This is a genomic window from Alteromonas sp. McT4-15, assembly GCF_020515205.1.
Lineage (GTDB): Bacteria > Pseudomonadota > Gammaproteobacteria > Enterobacterales > Alteromonadaceae > Alteromonas.
Window position 1 is genome coordinate 18,056 of the sequence record NZ_JAJALG010000003.1, and the last position, 17,841, is coordinate 35,896.

The window sequence follows — 17,841 nt, forward strand, 5'->3', positions numbered from 1 at the left end:
CTACCCCAATGCAATCAGCGCTTGCCCGCTACTTACGCTGTCACCCTCTGCGGTCATTATTTGGGTAACCGTGCCACTGAACGCGCTTCTGATTTCAGTTTCCATTTTCATGGCTTCAAGGATCATGACAACGTCCCCCTCCTCTACCACATCGCCATTTGAAACAAGTACTTTAAACACATTACCTGCTAGAGGCGCATCTATTGTTTGTGCACTAGCTGGCGTTTTTTCAGTGGTAGGCGCGGCTTGCGTTGTTGCAACTTCAGATACATGGCTTAGCGCGCCGCTAGGTGCAACTTGAACACGGTAGACTTTACCATCCACATTGACATCGTAAGTCTCTGCTTTTTGCTGTGATTGTGCTTCAGAGGATACTGCTGTACTTGTTGGCGCTTGGTTAGATCCAGATTCTTCCTTTTCACTGGTCGTCGGAGCAGGCTCAAACGCATCGGGATTACCTCTATTTTCGAGGAATTTAAGCCCGATTTGAGGAAACAGTGCATAAGTCAATACATCGTCAACTTTTGCTTCGCACAAGCTAATGCCTTTTTTCTCTGCCAACGCGTCGAGTTCTTCACTTAATGCATCCATCTCAGGCGCAATATTATCAGCGGGACGGCAGGTAATTGGCTCAGCACCGTCTAATACTCTTTGCTGCAACGCCTTATTCACCGGCGCTGCGGTTGCTCCGTATTCACCTTTGAGTACGCCGGCAGTTTCCTTGGTAATACTTTTATAGCGTTCACCCGTTAGAACGTTCAACACAGATTGTGTACCCACTATCTGTGATGTTGGGGTTACCAGCGGTATAAATCCCAAATCTTCACGGACACGAGGGATCTCTTTCAACACCTCTTCAAATTTGTCTTCGGCCCCTTGTTCCTTAAGTTGACTTTCCATATTCGTCAACATTCCACCAGGTACTTGAGCAAGTAAAATACGTGCATCAACGCCTTTTAAACTGCCTTCAAACTTACTGTATTTTTTTCGCACGTCTCGAAAATAGCTTGCGATTTCTTCAAGGTGAGGGAGGGAAATGCCCGTGTCGCGTTCAGTACCTTCAACGATAGACACCATAGTTTCGGTAGCAGAGTGGCCATAAGTCATGCTCATAGACGATATGGCCGTATCCAGCATATCAATACCCGCATCAATAGCCTTTTGGTAGGTTGCTGTGCTAAGGCCAGTTGTCGCGTGACACTGCATTGCAATAGGTACGCTGACCGACTCTTTTAAACCTTTAATCAACGCTTCACACTCATAAGGCTTAAGTAGTCCAGCCATATCTTTAATACAAATAGAGTGAACCCCAAGATCTTCTAGCTGCTTTGCCATATCGAGCCACAACTGCAAGTTGTGTACAGGGCTGACCGTGTATGAAATAGTACCTTGAGCGTGAGCACCGCAATCGATAGTTGCTTTAATGGCGGTCTTAAGGTTACGAATGTCATTCATTGCATCGAAAATGCGAAATACGTCAACACCGTTTTCGTGTGCTCGCTCTACAAAACGCGTTACCACGTCATCTGCATAGTGACGGTAGCCCAGTAAGTTTTGACCGCGAAGTAGCATTTGCTGTTTTGTGTTAGGCATCGCCGCTTTGAGCTTACGTATGCGCTCCCAAGGATCTTCTCCTAAATAACGAATACAGGCATCAAATGTGGCGCCTCCCCATGATTCAACCGACCAAAAACCAGCTTTATCCAGCTTTTCTGCAATCGGAAGCATGTCTTCTATGCGCATGCGAGTGGCAAGTAGAGACTGGTGAGCATCACGTAAAACTAGCTCGGTTAAGGCCAGTGGCTTAGACATGGTATCTCCCAAATTAATTATTTTTGTAAATTCTGACGATGTGTGTGAATAGCAGCAGAGATAGCGGCAATAACATTGCCATCAATACCAGGTTGGATAGCTTGATTGGGCCGTTTAGTCGTAATTGTGGCCTCTGAAACGTCCCCAGGGAATGCTTCACAGAAGCGTGCGATAAGATGTATACCAATGATAAGCAAGCCTAAAAAAGAAAATACAAACAGCATCCCTATTAGCATTAACGAGCCGGCTTCCAAAAGCAAACTTGCAACGGATTGTGAATTCATGTTCAACCTTGTTGTAGTGTAATATCAATGCGCACAAGTAGTGTGCTTGCGTAAGCTGGACGCAATTCACGCTCATAAATGCGCTGATATAAGTATCATGGCAATACTAAAAAAACAACGAAATAGAATAAAAAACCACTATTTTGTCATAAACACGCATTTTAAATCATTTTTTGATGCTTAAAACACATAATCTTGCAAAAAGAAAACTTACGACTGACTTGCATAGTCTATTTAGTATGCACAAGTATGAGAGAAATAAACAAGGAAAAAGAAAGAAGATAAACACAAAAAAACCCACCTCGATGAGGTGGGTTTTCTTATATGGCGCGTGTGGAAGGATTCGAACCTCCGACCGCCTGGTTCGTAGCCAGGTACTCTATCCAGCTGAGCTACACACGCGTTAACTTGTTTACTTTTGAATTTTACTTCAAAAGGTGACACTTTTAAATAAGTGGCGCGTGTGGAAGGATTCGAACCTCCGACCGCCTGGTTCGTAGCCAGGTACTCTATCCAGCTGAGCTACACACGCGCAAAACTTTTTGTTGACTGCCACTATCAACGAATAATGGCGGAGAGGGAGGGATTCGAACCCTCGATACGCGTATATGCGTATGGTTCCTTAGCAGGGAACTGGTTTCAGCCACTCACCCACCTCTCCGGAAGTGCGGTGCATTTTACGGATTCACGGGCGCGAGTCAAACCTTTTTTATAAAGAAATTGTTCGCTCGCTGGCATTTTAACCGATTCGTTCAAAAAAAAGGTATTTTGTTTACCTTGCATACAGTTTTCTTTGATATTTCAACGCTGACCTGAATATTAAAAGCGAAAAAAAAACATGTAACGCTAACGAACACTTCTTAAAAATTTAGCTCATTTTTAAAAATTTTTGGATTTTTTTTGAAAATATTAAGCGAATAATGCAGTCACTATTTTCAAAGCTAACTAACGCTGTTTATTTTACCTACAAAAAAGGCCAGCTATAGCTGACCTTTTCACTATGAAGACTTTGATGCCTTTATTCTGCAGATCCTGGCTGACCGCCTTTTTCCGCTTGAATACGCATATAAATCTCTTCACGGTGCACAGAAACTTCTTTTGGTGCGTTAACACCGATACGTACCTGATTCCCTTTTACACCTAGAACGGTAACAGTCACATCGTCACCAACCATAAGCGTTTCACCAACTCGACGAGTCAAAATAAGCATTCGCTTGCTCCTGTTCCTTAATACTGAACATATCCATTTAAGTTTGCTGCCACTGGCACGACCCAGTGATAGCGACAGTGATTCCCTGTTTCTGTGTCACTTCAAAAACCCACTGTTATATACAGAAATAATTATAGCTTATCCTGTAACCATGCGTTAACTGATTCTAACGCACCAGAAAGGTTTTCCGGCTTATCACCACCCGCCTGTGCCATATCTGGGCGACCGCCCCCTTTGCCACCAACTTGTGATGCGACGAAGTTTACAAGTTCGCCCGCCTTAACTTTGCCAGTTAGGTTTTTAGTTACACCAGCAATAAGATTCACTTTTGCTTCGTTAGCTACACCTAATACTACGATACCTTCGCCAATTCGGTTTTTAATGTCGTCCATCATTGCACGCAATGACTTGGCCTCTACACCTTCCAAATTTGCAACCAGTACTTTAACGCCATTTATTTCTACTGCATTACTAAGCATATCAGCACCTTGCTGACTCGCCAGTTTTTGTTTTGCAGAATTGAGCGCTTTTTCTAGTTCTTTAGTCTGATTTTGCAACGCTGTAACGCGCTCAAGCACATTTTGCGTATCAGTTTTTAACATTGCAGAAAGCGATGAAAGCGCAGCTTGCTGAGATTGCACTAAGGCAATTGCTTGCTCTCCGGTCACTGCCTCAATACGGCGAACGCCAGAAGCAATACCGGCTTCACTGGTAATTTTAAACAGGCCGATATCACCTGTGCGAGTAACGTGTGTGCCACCACAAAGCTCTACTGAGAACGGCCCCATTGTAACAACACGTACCTTTTCGTCGTACTTCTCACCAAATAATGCCATTGCACCTGATGCTTTTGCTTCTTCAAGCTCCATCAACTCGGTTGCAAGCGCGTGGTTTGCACGAATCTCTTCATTTACGCGGCGCTCGATATGTGAAAGCTGCTCTGCTGTCACTGCCTCAAAGTGAGAAAAGTCAAAACGAAGACGCGGAGCTTCTACCAATGAGCCTTTCTGAGTAACATGTTCACCTAGAATTTCACGCAATGCCGCATGAAGTAAGTGAGTTGCACTGTGATTCTTTTTAATGGCTTCGCGATTAGTTGCATCAATGGCCGCCGTTGCGGTATCGCCTTTAGTCACTTTACCTTTCGCTATACCCTTGTGTGCAAACGCATTACCCATTTTTTGCGTATCACTTACCACAAACTCGCCGTTAGCAACACGAAGTACGCCCTTGTCGCCCGCTTGACCGCCGCTTTCGGCATAAAACGGTGTGCTGTCTAGCACCACAACACCTTCTTGCCCGTCATTTAGCTCATCAACAAACGCATTGTCGGCAATAAGTTCAACAACATTTGCACTACCTTCAACATTGGTATAACCAGTAAACGCTGTTTCGTGTTCTATAGCCAGCTTAGTGTTGTAATCTGCGCCAAAGTTGCTCGCTTGTTGAGCGCGAGAGCGTTGCGCTTGCATAGCAGCTTCGAAACCTTCTTCATCAATTTTTAGGTCGTGTTCACGGGCTACGTCGTTTGTTAAGTCTGTAGGAAAGCCGTATGTATCATAAAGTTTAAATACCACATCACCTGGGATCGTATCGCCCTCAAGACCTTCTAATGTTTCGTTAAGCATCGCCATGCCGCGAGCCAGTGTTTTGCTAAACTGCTCTTCTTCAACACGAAGTACTTTTTCTACAACAGGTAATTGGTCAACAAGCTCTGGGTAAGCCTCGCCCATTTCTTTGGCAAGTGATGCCACAAGCTTATAGAAGAAAATATCATTCGCGCCCAACTTGTAACCATGGCGTACTGCTCGACGAATAATACGACGCAATACATAGCCGCGGCCCTCATTCGATGGCATAACGCCATCACAAATAAGAAAACTACATGAGCGAATGTGATCAGCGATTACACGTAGCGACTTATTTTCTAAATCATCAGAGCCCACAATTGACGCCGCTGACTTGATCAGATTTTGGAACAAATCAATCTCATAGTTGCTGTGTACGTTTTGCAAAATAGCAGAGATACGCTCAAGCCCCATGCCTGTATCTATTGACGGTTTTGGCAATGGTTCCATGGTGCCATCAGCTTGTTTGTTAAACTGCATGAATACCAGGTTCCAAATCTCAATAAAGCGGTCGCCATCCTCTTCAGGTGTTCCAGGAGGACCACCCCAAATATGCTCACCGTGATCGTAGAAAATTTCTGAACATGGTCCACACGGCCCCGTGTCACCCATTGACCAGAAGTTGTCAGAGGTGCTGATGCGAATGATTTTCTCTTTTGGCACACCAATGTGGTTTTCCCAAATATCAAATGCCTCATCATCTTCTGAGTACACGGTAACGAGTAATTTTTCTTTCGGAAGGCCAACTTCTTGCGTCAAAAATGTCCACGCAAATTCAATGGCTTCTTTTTTGAAGTAATCGCCAAAGCTGAAGTTACCCAACATTTCAAAGAACGTATGGTGGCGAGCTGTATAGCCCACGTTTTCTAGATCGTTGTGTTTACCACCAGCACGCACACAGCGCTGAGAAGATACAGCGCGTGTGTAACTGCGTTTTTCCGCCCCCAAAAAGGTATCTTTAAACTGATTCATACCCGCATTGGTGAAAAGAAGCGTGGGATCATCTGCTGGGACCAGTGACGAACTGGTCACTGCTTGGTGACCATGACTTTTGAAATATTCGATAAACTTGTTACGCAAGTCAGCAGTTGATAATGTCATTGAAAACCTAACTTCCTTTATTCGATTAATATGATGTGTAACGCCATAAATTTACGATGGCTTCGCGAATTAATGCAGCATGTTGCACTACTTGATAAACACGTATCGTAAAACGCGCACAGATTTGCGCAACGATATCACGGATAGCGCGTTTTTGTTAAGTCAAAGCACGCACTCTACCACACAAAAATGCCCATAAATGCGTCAAAAATGGCCATCATTCACTGAATCAATCGCCACTTACTGCATATTCGATGTGTTCTTGGTAAAAGCCTCTGTACTGAAGAAATTGCTTTTGTTTTTGACGAAGCCCAAAATCTGATTCAAAAAAGTCACCAAATTTTTTAATTTTTACGGCTTTGGCACTTTCAAACCAGTCTGGTTCTATTTCATCAAAAGCGCGACTAACACAATGCTCACTAACCCCGTATTGCTGCAGGTCCAGCTTGATTGCACGTGGCCCTTTACCTTTCATATACAGTGCCCGTGCTCTGCTTTCGGCAAAGCGTTCATCACTTTGAATGTCAGCGTCACGGAATTCCTCTAATATGGGACTAAATGCTTCGCTTTCTATCCCTTTCAGGGAGAGTTTTCGAGCAATCTCGCTATAGCTATGCTCTCGTCGTGCCAGCATGCGAGTAATCGCGTCGGTAATGATTTTTCGATCAAACTCTGACATTTTGTGAACTTACTCTTTAATTGTTTACGTATTAAGAGCCGAAATTCGGCGCAACTGACCTCGTTGAACTTCGCGGTTCATAGGTTCGGTAAAAATGAGTTAAACGTGCGTGTTGGCAATGAATTACACCATAAAAATAATCGACAATTTTGCGCAAATTAACGAGGCACAATGGAATTCGCTCGCACGTGATGCCGGGCCATTCTTACAACACGCATTTTTGCGTGCACTAGAACAAAGCCAATGCTGTACTCATGAAACCGGCTGGCAGCCTTGCCATATTGTCCTTTTAGATAACGAACGCATTGTAACGGCAATTCCCGGCTATCTAAAGACACATAGCTATGGTGAGTATGTTTTCGATCACGCATGGGCTAATGCCTATCATCAACATGGTTTAGACTACTACCCCAAATGGATAAGTGCGATCCCATTTACACCAGTTACAGGGAAGCGTTTATTGGTTGCTAAGGGCATAACGCTATCTCGCCAATTATTTACTGAAATTGAAACAACGTTGAGGCAATATTGTGAGGACGCTTACGGCGTGAATTTGTCTTCGCTTCACTGGCTATTCGACGATCAGCGGTCCACCTATCTTTCTAGCCATTCAGATTATTTATCTCGCTATAGTGTTCAGTTTCAATGGCATAACTATGGTTACGACAGCTTTGATGACTTTCTTCGCACACTGACTTCTCGAAAGCGCAAAGAGATAAAAAAACAACGGCGGGTACATGCAGAAAATGGCATTCACTTTAAGCATGCTACAGGGAGCGACATCACCCCAGAGACGTTATTGTTTTTTGTCCAATGTTACAAAGCCACCTATCTGAAACGAAGTGGTCATGAGGGCTACTTGAATGAGACATTTTTTGAGCGCTTAGTAAAAACCATGTCCCAAAACATGCATATTGTTACAGCATTTGAGCACGAAAAACCTGTGGCGTCTGCATTGTTTTTCTTCGATGAAACTGGGCTTTATGGTCGATACTGGGGTTCATTGAAAGACATTAGCGGGTTACATTTTGCGTGCTGCTATTTCGAGGGAATTGAATTCGCAATTGCGAAGAAACTGCCTTTATTCAACCCCGGCACACAAGGTGAGCATAAAATACTTCGCGGATTTGAACCTATTTATTGCCGTTCGTACCACCGTCTTTTTGAGCCTGCGTTTCATCAAGCTGTTGCGCAGTTTTTACAGCAAGAAACACAACATCTTGCTGCCTATTTTAATCAGGCACGGAATGCTTTACCGTTTAACAAGGAATTTGTGCCTACTTTAAAAACAACAAGTGTCATTAATCCTAACGACGACACTCATCATTACAACGAGAAAAACTATGAAACATAAACTTCTTGCCGTAGCGATAGCGGCATCACTTGGACTTGCGGGCTGTGGTCAGTCAGAACAAGTAAAAGAACAAACAACCGCTGCCAAAACCGAAATGCCGAAAGGTGAAGCTGAATTAGGCTCTTTTGGTGTAGATTTATCAGCCCGTAATGAAGCCATTAAGCCAGGCGATGATTTCTTTATGTACGCTAGCGGTACTTGGTATGACAATTACGAGCTTCCGGCTGATAAAACGCGCTTTGGCGCATTCACGGCGTTGGCCGAACGCAGCGAAGAGCAAGTTAAAAATATTATCGATGGCTTAATGGAAAAAGAGTCACTCAACGCAGAAGAAAAGCTCGTTCATGATTTCTTCGTGGCCTACATGGACACTGACACTATCAATGAAAAAGGTATTACACCCATTGAAGACGTGTTGACTTCTATTGATAGTATTCAAAATACAAAAGACTTAACTGCCGCATTTGGTAATAGCTGGCTTGTGGGTTCAACGTCGCCCATTGGCGGCGGCATGTGGTACAACCGTTTAGACCCCAATGAATATCAACTGAGCGTTGGCGTTGGCGGCCTGGGGTTACCAGACCGTGACTACTACCTAAGCGATGCAGAGCGTTTTGTGAAAATTCGCGAAGCCTATGTTGAACACATCGAGCAAATGCTTGGTTTTGCTGGCGAAGAAAACGCGGCTGAAAAGGCGGCTAATATTCTTGCACTAGAAACCCAAATTGCAGAAGTACAATGGCCTCGTGAAAAGCGCCGTAACCGCGACCTTACCCTCAATCAAATTGAGCGCAGTAAACTATCAGATGAGTACCCAGGCTTCGATTGGGACACCTACTTCGCACAGACAGGTTACAAGGTACCTGAACTTAATATCACACAACCTGAGCCAGTTAAGGAAGTCATCAAAGTCATCAATGAAAATGATCTAGGTGACTGGAAGTCATACCTTAAATATCACACCATTTCGAACAATGCAGGCCTTCTTTCAGAAGAGATTTACCTTGCGAACTTTGACTTCTTTGGACGCACGCTTAATGGCCAGCAAGAGCCTCGCCCTCGCTGGAAACGTGCGGTAAGCCAAATGTCTGGCACAGAATCACTGGGCTTTGCGATTGGCAAAATTTACGTAAACGAGTACTTCCCAGAAAGCTCAAAAACACAAATGGCCGAACTCGTTGAAAACCTTCGCACTGCGCTAGGTGAGCGTATCGACAACCTTGACTGGATGGGTGAAGAAACAAAAGTTAATGCCAAAGAAAAACTAATGGCGTTTAATCCTAAAATTGGCTACCCAGATGAGTGGCAATCGTTTGAAGGACTAACCATTAGCGACAAAGACCTTATTGGTAATGTTCAGGGTCTGCGCAAGTTCTTCCACGAACAATCTGTCGAGCGTGAGCTTCAAAAAACAGACCGCAACCGTTGGGGCATGACGCCACAGCGTGTAAATGCTTACTACAACAGTTCATTCAATGAAATTGTATTCCCTGCGGCAATTCTTCAACCGCCATTTTTCGATCCTAATGCTGATCCAGCGGTAAACTACGGTGCCATTGGTGCGGTTATCGGACACGAAATGGGTCATGGTTTTGATGACCAAGGTTCAAAGTCAGACGCTAACGGTATTCAACGCAACTGGTGGACTGATTCTGACCGTGCCGCTTTTGAAGCGAAAGCTGATATGTTGGCAGAGCAATACAGTCAGTACGAGCCAATCGAAGGTAACTTCGTAAATGGTCGCAATAGCTTAGGTGAAAACATTGGTGACGTAGGCGGCCTTTCAATGGCATACCACGCATACAAGTTAAGCCTGAATGGTAAAGAAGCGCCAATCATCGATGGTCTGACCGGCGATCAGCGTTTCTTCCTTGCTTGGGCACAAGTATGGAAAGAGAAACGTACTGAACAAAGTATGCTTAACCAACTGCGCGCAGGCACGCATGCCCCGGGCCGTTTCCGTGCTCAAGCACCGCGTAACCATGACGCATGGTATGAAGCTTTTGACGTTAAACCTGGCGATGCACTCTACCTTCCACCTGAAGAGCGCGTTCGCATTTGGTAATAACTTAGTAAGTAAGTTACAAAAAAGGTAGGTTTTAAACGCCTACCTTTTTTATGTGTGAATTATTTGAAAAAGGCAATTCGGTATATTGAATTTACTTCCCGTATTGACTGACAAGGTCCCTCACGTACTGCTTTACTCGCTCAACAGCAGGTGAAAAATCCCCACTTCCCACACTTCCCATCGCGTATCGCAACCAATATCCATCAATTAATGCCGCAGTAGACGAGGCTGCGTTTTTCACATGCTCTTTTTTGAGCAGTTTGCGATAGCTTGACGCTAAGTTACTTTCGAGTCGTTTGTGGTTTACGCTTTGCAAGCGATGGAGAGTTTCATCGTGCAATGACAACGCCCAAAAATTAAACCAGGTGTTGGTTGCTGAGCTCGCACCTTGGGTTTGTGAAAAGTTGTTTTCGATGATGAAGTCGATTCTTTGTAGCGGATCGGCAATTGGTTGAGTTATTTTCAATGCATCGAGAAGGTGACGCATAGTTGCTTCAATTAACCCCTGCTTATCGCCAAAGTAATGGCTGATGATCCCTGACGATAACCCCGCCTTTTTGGCGATTAAGCTAATTGTTGTACTGTGGTATCCCACCTCTGCCATAACGTCTAACGTGGCTTCAATCAGCTGCTTCTTGCGAACTGGTTCCATTCCCACCTTGGGCATGCTACAACTCCAAACCTTCTAAATTAGCGTCTTTTTTATCACCCTTTTTTATGCAGAGTCTCAAAAAATTCGCTCAAAAATTAACTATACCTGCGAAAGACTAGCCTTCGCAGGTATAGTAACACGATTAAAAGGTTAAGCGTGCGTTTACTGCAACGGCGCGCGGGGCGCCAATCCAGAATGCCCCTGGGGCAATGGTAGAGGCATAATCCTCATCAAATAGGTTATTTACGGTAAGACGCACTTCCAATTCATCAATGCCTTGTCCTAGGTTTTCTACAAACCCACCAATGTACAAGTCACTCACAATGTAATCTTCTACCTCAGCACTGTTATAAATATCAAGGAAGCGGCTATCGACATACTTTGTAGAGATACCAGCAAAGTAATTGTCTTTTGCCCAATCTAAGCTCACTACAGCCATGGTATCTGGCGTACCAATAACGGTGTTCCCCTCAACCGCTACCAATGAACTTTCAGGGTTGTTTTCATCAGCAATGGCGGCTTGTGCATCTGCTAAAGTGTCATACTGTGTGCCCGTTCCTCCGATAGTGGCAATGTACTCAGACTCACTGACAGTAACAGAGGTGAACAATGAAAGTGTGTCGGTTAGCATTACGTCAGCAGAGATTTCAATACCACTAGACTCGATACCACCCACATTTCGATAACCACCGGCAGCAGCTTCAAGGAAATCGATACCGGTTGACGTTTCGTTACTGGTAAACTGAATACGGTCATTAAACCCAATATTGTAGTACGTCACACTGGCATTGAAACCCGGTGATGCGTATCTGAAACCCACATCGATATTGTCGGCAGTTTCAGGCTTTATGAAACGCAAATCCGTGTCGTCGCGTTCCAACTGTGCATCTTTAATGGCCGCGAAGTTTTCGCCATAACCTGCGAATACTTCAAGACCTTCTATAGGTAGTGGTGCCACAATACCTGCTGAAAGTAGCGTATCTGAGTCAGTATTCACATCTAGATCATTACTTGCATCAAAATTATCGTTCTTGGCAATATCAACATTGAATTTTTTCGCACCAAGTCGCACTCGCGCCAATCCGAGATCGAGTTCATCTTCGATGTAGTACATTAAGGTATCAACAGGGAAGCTTCTGTCATACTGCACCCAATATGGTGTCTGGTTGAAGTCGTAGCTGATCGCAGAATTTGTTATCTTATGCCAGTCACGAGACTCGTCGCGCTCATAGTCTTCCCACCAGATACCAAAACGCATGGTGTTATCAAACTCACCAATCTTGGTGAACCAAATAGCATCGGCGTTAAAACCAATACGTTGTTTGTTATAGTGCGTATGGCGATACGAACCAACTGGAATTGCACCTTGCTCGTGGCAACCAGGGTCATACTCAGCGCCAGCGCCACCATATGGGAACGTTAACGCACTTGCGCAACCTTCAATTGGACTTAATTGATTGCCTGCTCTATCAACGAAATAGAACTGCCCAAGTGCTGCGCCGCCAAATACAGTATTGCCATTAACAAGTTCAGAGTGACCCGCATCACCATCATTGGCCACGTCAACTAAGTATGGTGGTACCCAGTCTCCGCGCCCTTCATTGTCGTGGTAGTAAGCATTTGTGGTGACATCCACTGCACCAACTGAGAAATCAGCTTGTAAGTAAGCAAATAGGTTTTCACGAAGTGTTGACCAACCGCGGCGGTAGGCTTGATCTTGATATGGAACACCTGTCCATTCATCCGTTAACTGATCCCAATGCGGATTTTGTTCATATTGTGCCAACCCATAAATTCGCTGGTAGTTGTCCTCATGGGTATCGTCATATGATACATAGCCCGTTAGAGCAACATCGTTAACCGTTGATATGATTTTCATCGCAACGTGATCGCGGGTATTTTCAGCAGCCTGCTGCATAAAGTCAGAACTTTCTTGGCTTGAAAGACTTATCCACGCAAAAGTATCTTTGAAAATTTCGCCGGTTTCGTAGCGTACATAGTATTTCGATGCGTCAAATTCACCAGCAGTAACGCTAGTCACCAAGCCTTGCTCCATTGCAGGGTCTATCGTGGTGAAGTTTAGTGTGCCGCCTAACGCTTCGTGCGAGCGTGATGCGATATCAGCAGTACCTTGCGAAACTTCTACACCTTTCACATTTTCAGTGTCGATGTAACGGTTGGCTTTCGCACCGCCACCATAGTTTGAATTGCCATTGGCAATACCGTCTACGGTCATACCGATTTGCTGCTCGTTCAAGTTAACTTGGAAGCCGCGTATAACAATAGACGTTGACCAGTCATCTGCACCAAATGTATCACCCTCGTTAATTAACACTCCTGGCAGGTTGTCTACCGCAGCAAGTACGCTACTCAAATTGGCCTGCTGCTTAAACATATCTTCACTAGTCGCATTGTTTGCATAAGATACGCTTCGCCCTACGACCGTAATCTCTTCTATTCGTTCTTCATTGTCAGGCACAGCTTCTTCAGCTGTTGCAAGTGACATTGACGATAAGGCAGCGAGTACTGCCAACGATACTTTGTGATGTGTTCCCATTGTGTGTTCCAGTCTTTGTTGTGTAATGTTTGGACCACACACTAAAGGAGCTTTGTTACAGTTACGTTAAGTTTAATTGAACAATCAATTAATAAAAATAAGGATGCTCGGAAAACGATAAGTGATAAGCAAAAAAAAGCCCTCCAAAGGGAGGGCAAAGTAAAGGGAAAGGTATAAGTTAGTTTACGATTGCGCTGCGGCTTGGAAACTATGATGCGCGCTTCCAGTCCCGGCTACTTGCTTTTTTGCAAAGAGCAATGCCTCGTGCAAAGTGTCAAAATTAGGAATACCTGGGTGTGCTTCATTCACACCTTCCAACACTTTATTCACTTCTTCATTGGCACCGCAAATTACCAGTTGTCGCCCAGCAGCAAGGGCATCAGACGTTACTGTATCGACCGCCATTGCAGCTGACACATCCATTAACGGCACACGAGAAAAGTCTAATATAGTCACTTTAGAGCCTGGTTTTACGCGCTCGCGCACATGGTGACCAAGGTCAGCTGCCGCCCCAAAGCTTAGTGGACCACCAAAGCTAAAAATAGACACCTTATCCTTAAGTGATTCTAATAACTCATTCTCTTGTGGGTCATTTAACGACTCAGGTATTTTCTTAAGCTCTTCAATTTGCAGCTGTGCAATTTGCTTAACATACGCTAATGCTGCGAATACCACACCCACGCCAACAGCGGTGATAAGGTCAACAAATACGGTAAGCGCAAGAACCATAAGCATTAGGGCGAAGTCCCAACGCGGTCCTTTATGAGCTCGTTTCAAGTAACTCCAGTCAATAATATCCAAGCCTACTTTAACAAGAATACCCGCTAAAACGGCGTGAGGAATTTGCGCAGCAAGTGGACTAAGACCTAAAACAATAGCCAATAGCACTAGCGCGTGAACCATGCCAGAGATGTTGTATTTACCACCACTTCGGATATTCACAACCGTACGCATTGTCGCGCCCGCACCTGCAATACCACCAATTAAACCAGCGAAAGTATTACCAATGCCCTGGCCAATAAGCTCTTTGTTGCTATCGTGACGTGTGCGCGTCATGTTGTCAGCCACTAACGAGGTTAATAGACTATCAATTGCCCCTAGCACAGCTAGGATAAATGCAGCTTCTAGAATAAGTAATGCTTTGCTTTGGTCAAAAACTGGCAAGTGTAAGCTTGGCAAACCGGTAGGAATATCGCCCAACACAGGAACGGTCAGTGCTAAACTCACCAAAGTGCCAATAATAAGTGCTGCCAGCGCACCTGGTACGTATTTGCCCAGTGCAGCAGGCCATTTGTACGCAATCACTAAGGTGCCAAGACCAAGCGCAAGGGTAGCAAAATCAATATCTGCAAGTGCCGTAGGTAAGTAAGTTAGCGCGCCAATAGTTCCACCTGGCGGTTCGTGACCAAGCAAGCGCCCTATCTGCAAAATGATAATAATGGCACCGATCCCCGACATAAAGCCTGATATAACCGGATAAGGAACAAGGCGTATATATTGGCCTACCCCTAAAACACCAAATACTATTTGGAAAATACCAGCAAGAATAACGGCAGTAAAAATAAGGCTAGCATCGCCCGATAAGCTTGCAAACAAACCCGCAAGTACAACTACCATAGGCCCTGTAGGACCAGAAATTTGCGCTGGCGTGCCGCCAAATAATGCGGCAAAGAAGCCCACTGCAATAGCACCGTAAAGACCCGCCATAGGACCAAGTCCCGACGCTACACCAAGTGCAAGTGCCAGTGGTAAGGCAACGATACCGGCGGTCAAACCACCAGTAAAATCGCCACGTAAATTAGAAAGATTAATTTTAACCATAGCGACCGACCTTACTCTGCGCGAGCCAGTTGCTCTTCAGCAGCGGCTTGGTCCATAGCTACAAATTCACCGTTTTCACCGTTGTAGCACAATACTTCACCAGATCCGATGTTATAAACCCAACCGTGAAGCATCACTTGGCCTGTTGCAATTTTCGCTGCAACAGCAGGATGGGTGCGAAGGTGCTGTATTTGCTGAACAACATTTTCTTTGGTTACTGCTTCTAAGTCTTCTAGTGATAATTTATCGTGACCGCAACGTTCTTTTACTACGTCTGTTGCTGCACGGCAGTGTCCTAACCATTCTTTAACGTGTGGAAGCGAATCAAGACCCTCTGGGTTAATTGCACCTTTCATCGCACCGCAGTCTGTATGACCACAGATAACAATATGAGATACACCGAGGGCTGCTACAGCGAACTCAATCGATGCTGTCATACCACCAGTTTGATTGCTGTGAGGAGGCACAATGTTACCCGCGTTACGGCAGATAAACATTTCACCTGGATCTGTTTGTGTAACCAAGTTAGGGTCGATGCGAGAATCTGAACATGTGATGAAAAGGACTTCTGGATTTTGGCCAGTGGCAAGTTTCTGAAACTTAGCCTTTTTGTTCGGGTACACTTCTTTCTGGAATTTCGCTACCCCTGAAAATACATGATCCATAACTTACTCCCAATAATTTAATATTTATAATGATTATGTTAATACCTCAGTATCACTTGATAGATTAATAGTTTAATATACCAGTTCGCGATAGCCATTTACTATCAGCACATAAATAATCACTAGTACAAGCTTAGTAAAAGAACGGAATTAGCACTATGCAACTCAACGGCAAAACCCCGTCAATCAACCAAATCAGGTACTTTGTTGCGGTTGCGAAATATTTAAGCTTCCGGCAGGCAGCAGGGATTTTGGGTATTAGCCAACCTACTCTGACCAGTCAGATTAATGCGTTAGAAACGACATTGGGTCTTAATTTATTTGAGCGTTCTCGAACTGGTACCCTGCTTTCGCCACAAGGTAAGGCGTTATTATCTGTTGCTGAAGAGGTATTACAGTCTTCACAGCGCTTTGGTGAAATAGCCCGAGACTTGTCAGAGGGAAATGTAGTGACCTATCGCTTGGGGATACCACCGACGCTAGGGCCTTATTTGCTGCCATTTGTACTTCCCGATTTACATAAACGCAAACCGGGCTTGCGATTTTATGTGCGCGAAGGTGCTCCAAGCGCACTTCAGCATGGCTTATTGCGGGGCGAATACGATTTGATTTTATCTCCCATGTCAGGTGAAAACTCGCAGCTTATTACTCAGCCTTTATTTAACGAACCTTTAAAGTTTGTTATTCCATCAGATCATCATTTAGCTGGGAAAGCGTACGTACGTCCTGAAGAAATTAGTGGTGAAAAAGTACTGACATTAGAAGACCGTCACCACTTCCACCACCAAGTTCAGCGTATTTGTGACGAAATTGGTGCCGACCTCCAACGAGATTACGAGGGCACCAGCTTAGATACATTGCGCCAAATGGTAGTAATGGGAATGGGCGTTGCGTTTTTACCAGGGTTATACATTCACTCTGAGTTGCACAAGCCAGAAGCGCTCCACGTTTGTGAAATTGCCGATATGCCCATTGAAAGACAACATTCTCTAGCGTGGCGAAATACCGCTCCGGGAAGACAAACATTTAGAGAAATCGCCGCCATTGTTAAAAATATTATTGAAACGCGACTTTCCAATGCGGTCGCAATCATCGACAAATAAATGGACAGGGAACCGTAATGATCGACAGACAACACTTACGAATCGTAAAAGCCATTGAAACACACGGCACGGTGACTCAAGCTGCGACCTCCCTGCATTTGACACAATCTGCGCTCAGTCACGCTATGAAAAAACTGGAACAAACCTACCAAGTCACATTGTGGGAAAAGGATGGGCGACGGCTACGACTCACGCAAGCCGGCCAAAGTGTACTCGGGCTCGCCCAACGCGTACTTCCTCAATTTGAGCACGCGGAAGCGCAACTTGCGCGCTTCGCTCAAGGAAAACAGGGGATATTGCGTATAGGTATGGAGTGTCACCCGTGTTTCGAGTGGTTATTAAAAGTTGTTGCGCCATTCTTAAAGGCATTTCCCGATGTGGATGTGGACGTCATGCGCGCATTTTCGTTTGGCGGCCTACAAGCGCTTCATGGCTATGATATCGACATTCTACTCACACCCGACCCGTTGCAGCTCGATACAATCACGTACACTCCCATATTCGATTACGAACAAGTGTTAGTAATGCACAATACTCACCCTCTAGCTGCACAGCCCTATATCAAGCCGCAAGATTTATCACAAGAAACCCTAATTACTTATCCTGTTGAGCTAAGTCGCCTTGATATCTTCACCCAGTTTTTAACGCCTGCTAACTGCACAGTTAAGCAACATAAAACCATTGAAACCACCGAGATTATATTGCAAATGGTGGCCGCTAACAGAGGCGTTACTGCCCTACCGAAATGGCTTATTGACGAACATGATGATACTGACGTTTGCTATCGATCACTTGGGGAAAAAGGTATAGCAAAAACCCTTTATCTAGGTCATAGAAAAGCTGAAGACGCGTTAGGGTTTGTCGATGAGTTTATAGATATGTCGCGGTGTCACCACCCTCAGTAACA

At 44.7% G+C, this 17,841-nt stretch carries 13 protein-coding genes and 3 tRNA genes; 4 read left to right on the forward strand and 12 right to left on the reverse strand.

All coding sequences use genetic code 11. From position 1 onward, the window contains the following. From oadA to LHL20_RS03385, 8 genes are all read right to left on the reverse strand, one after another. On the reverse strand, positions 1-1,812 hold the full coding sequence (gene oadA / locus LHL20_RS03350) for a sodium-extruding oxaloacetate decarboxylase subunit alpha (RefSeq protein ID WP_226432253.1): 1,812 nt from the start codon (positions 1,810-1,812) through the stop codon (positions 1-3). Between the two features lie 17 nt (positions 1,813-1,829). Further along, a complete protein-coding gene (locus tag LHL20_RS03355) occupies positions 1,830-2,096 on the reverse strand; it encodes an OadG family protein (RefSeq protein WP_226432254.1) in 267 nt (88 codons plus the stop codon). Positions 2,097-2,421: 325 nt separating this feature from the next. Beyond that, positions 2,422-2,498, reverse strand: a tRNA-Arg gene (locus LHL20_RS03360). 53 nt (positions 2,499-2,551) lie between these two features. Further along, positions 2,552-2,628 (reverse strand) — tRNA-Arg (locus LHL20_RS03365). A gap of 37 nt (positions 2,629-2,665) precedes the next feature. Beyond that, positions 2,666-2,757, reverse strand: a tRNA-Ser gene (locus tag LHL20_RS03370). Between the two features lie 357 nt (positions 2,758-3,114). Further along, the gene (csrA, locus tag LHL20_RS03375; RefSeq protein ID WP_012517705.1) at positions 3,115-3,306 is read right to left on the reverse strand and encodes a carbon storage regulator CsrA; all 192 of its coding nucleotides are present in this window, start codon (positions 3,304-3,306) and stop codon (positions 3,115-3,117) included. A 131-nt stretch (positions 3,307-3,437) separates the two neighbouring features. After that, positions 3,438-6,035: an alanine--tRNA ligase gene (alaS, locus tag LHL20_RS03380; RefSeq protein ID WP_226432255.1), complete on the reverse strand. Its 2,598-nt coding sequence runs from the start codon at positions 6,033-6,035 to the stop codon at positions 3,438-3,440. 229 nt (positions 6,036-6,264) lie between these two features. Beyond that, the gene (locus tag LHL20_RS03385) at positions 6,265-6,714 is read right to left on the reverse strand and encodes a regulatory protein RecX (RefSeq protein ID WP_202264242.1); all 450 of its coding nucleotides are present in this window, start codon (positions 6,712-6,714) and stop codon (positions 6,265-6,267) included. A gap of 109 nt (positions 6,715-6,823) precedes the next feature. Between LHL20_RS03385 and LHL20_RS03390 the strand changes: the two genes are divergently transcribed. Further along, complete coding sequence (locus LHL20_RS03390; protein ID WP_413228875.1) at positions 6,824-8,068, forward strand: GNAT family N-acetyltransferase; 1,245 nt, start codon at positions 6,824-6,826, stop codon at positions 8,066-8,068. Then, the gene (locus tag LHL20_RS03395; protein ID WP_226432257.1) at positions 8,058-10,133 is read left to right on the forward strand and encodes a M13 family metallopeptidase; all 2,076 of its coding nucleotides are present in this window, start codon (positions 8,058-8,060) and stop codon (positions 10,131-10,133) included. The genes LHL20_RS03390 and LHL20_RS03395 overlap by 11 nt, the downstream gene beginning before the upstream one ends. Positions 10,134-10,227: 94 nt before the next feature. Here LHL20_RS03395 and betI read toward each other — a convergent pair whose 3' ends face one another. From betI to LHL20_RS03415, 4 genes are all read right to left on the reverse strand, one after another. Then, the gene (gene betI / locus LHL20_RS03400; RefSeq protein ID WP_264180761.1) at positions 10,228-10,803 is read right to left on the reverse strand and encodes a transcriptional regulator BetI; all 576 of its coding nucleotides are present in this window, start codon (positions 10,801-10,803) and stop codon (positions 10,228-10,230) included. A 127-nt stretch (positions 10,804-10,930) separates the two neighbouring features. Then, entirely contained in the window at positions 10,931-13,345 is a 2,415-nt protein-coding gene (locus LHL20_RS03405) for a TonB-dependent receptor domain-containing protein (RefSeq protein WP_226432258.1), read from the reverse strand. Positions 13,346-13,528: 183 nt separating this feature from the next. Further along, positions 13,529-15,166 carry a SulP family inorganic anion transporter gene (locus LHL20_RS03410; RefSeq protein ID WP_226432259.1) on the reverse strand — a complete coding sequence of 546 codons (1,638 nt, stop codon included), beginning with the start codon at positions 15,164-15,166 and terminating at the stop codon, positions 13,529-13,531. Between the two features lie 11 nt (positions 15,167-15,177). After that, the gene (locus LHL20_RS03415; RefSeq protein WP_226432260.1) at positions 15,178-15,831 is read right to left on the reverse strand and encodes a carbonic anhydrase; all 654 of its coding nucleotides are present in this window, start codon (positions 15,829-15,831) and stop codon (positions 15,178-15,180) included. 158 nt (positions 15,832-15,989) lie between these two features. Here LHL20_RS03415 and LHL20_RS03420 point away from each other — a divergent pair, with 158 nt between their 5' ends. Together LHL20_RS03420 and LHL20_RS03425 are read left to right on the forward strand one after the other, a co-directional pair. After that, positions 15,990-16,934: a hydrogen peroxide-inducible genes activator gene (locus LHL20_RS03420; RefSeq protein WP_226432261.1), complete on the forward strand. Its 945-nt coding sequence runs from the start codon at positions 15,990-15,992 to the stop codon at positions 16,932-16,934. A 17-nt stretch (positions 16,935-16,951) separates the two neighbouring features. Next, positions 16,952-17,839 carry a LysR family transcriptional regulator gene (locus LHL20_RS03425; RefSeq protein WP_159623447.1) on the forward strand — a complete coding sequence of 296 codons (888 nt, stop codon included), beginning with the start codon at positions 16,952-16,954 and terminating at the stop codon, positions 17,837-17,839. Positions 17,840-17,841 lie beyond the last annotated feature (2 nt).

What these genes read in the sequence shown, in the direction of transcription:
- LHL20_RS03420 (WP_226432261.1), top strand. Translation starts at nt 15,990, where the DNA reads ATGCAACTCAACGGCAAAACCCCGTCAATCAACCAAATCAGGTACTTT.
- LHL20_RS03395 (WP_226432257.1), top strand. Translation starts at nt 8,058, where the DNA reads ATGAAACATAAACTTCTTGCCGTAGCGATAGCGGCATCACTTGGACTT.
- alaS (WP_226432255.1), bottom strand. Translation starts at nt 6,035, where the DNA reads ATGACATTATCAACTGCTGACTTGCGTAACAAGTTTATCGAATATTTC.
- LHL20_RS03385 (WP_202264242.1), bottom strand. Translation starts at nt 6,714, where the DNA reads ATGTCAGAGTTTGATCGAAAAATCATTACCGACGCGATTACTCGCATG.
- betI (WP_264180761.1), bottom strand. Translation starts at nt 10,803, where the DNA reads ATGCCCAAGGTGGGAATGGAACCAGTTCGCAAGAAGCAGCTGATTGAA.
- LHL20_RS03425 (WP_159623447.1), top strand. Translation starts at nt 16,952, where the DNA reads ATGATCGACAGACAACACTTACGAATCGTAAAAGCCATTGAAACACAC.
- LHL20_RS03410 (WP_226432259.1), bottom strand. Translation starts at nt 15,166, where the DNA reads ATGGTTAAAATTAATCTTTCTAATTTACGTGGCGATTTTACTGGTGGT.
- LHL20_RS03405 (WP_226432258.1), bottom strand. Translation starts at nt 13,345, where the DNA reads ATGGGAACACATCACAAAGTATCGTTGGCAGTACTCGCTGCCTTATCG.
- LHL20_RS03355 (WP_226432254.1), bottom strand. Translation starts at nt 2,096, where the DNA reads ATGAATTCACAATCCGTTGCAAGTTTGCTTTTGGAAGCCGGCTCGTTA.
- LHL20_RS03415 (WP_226432260.1), bottom strand. Translation starts at nt 15,831, where the DNA reads ATGGATCATGTATTTTCAGGGGTAGCGAAATTCCAGAAAGAAGTGTAC.
- oadA (WP_226432253.1), bottom strand. Translation starts at nt 1,812, where the DNA reads ATGTCTAAGCCACTGGCCTTAACCGAGCTAGTTTTACGTGATGCTCAC.
- csrA (WP_012517705.1), bottom strand. Translation starts at nt 3,306, where the DNA reads ATGCTTATTTTGACTCGTCGAGTTGGTGAAACGCTTATGGTTGGTGAC.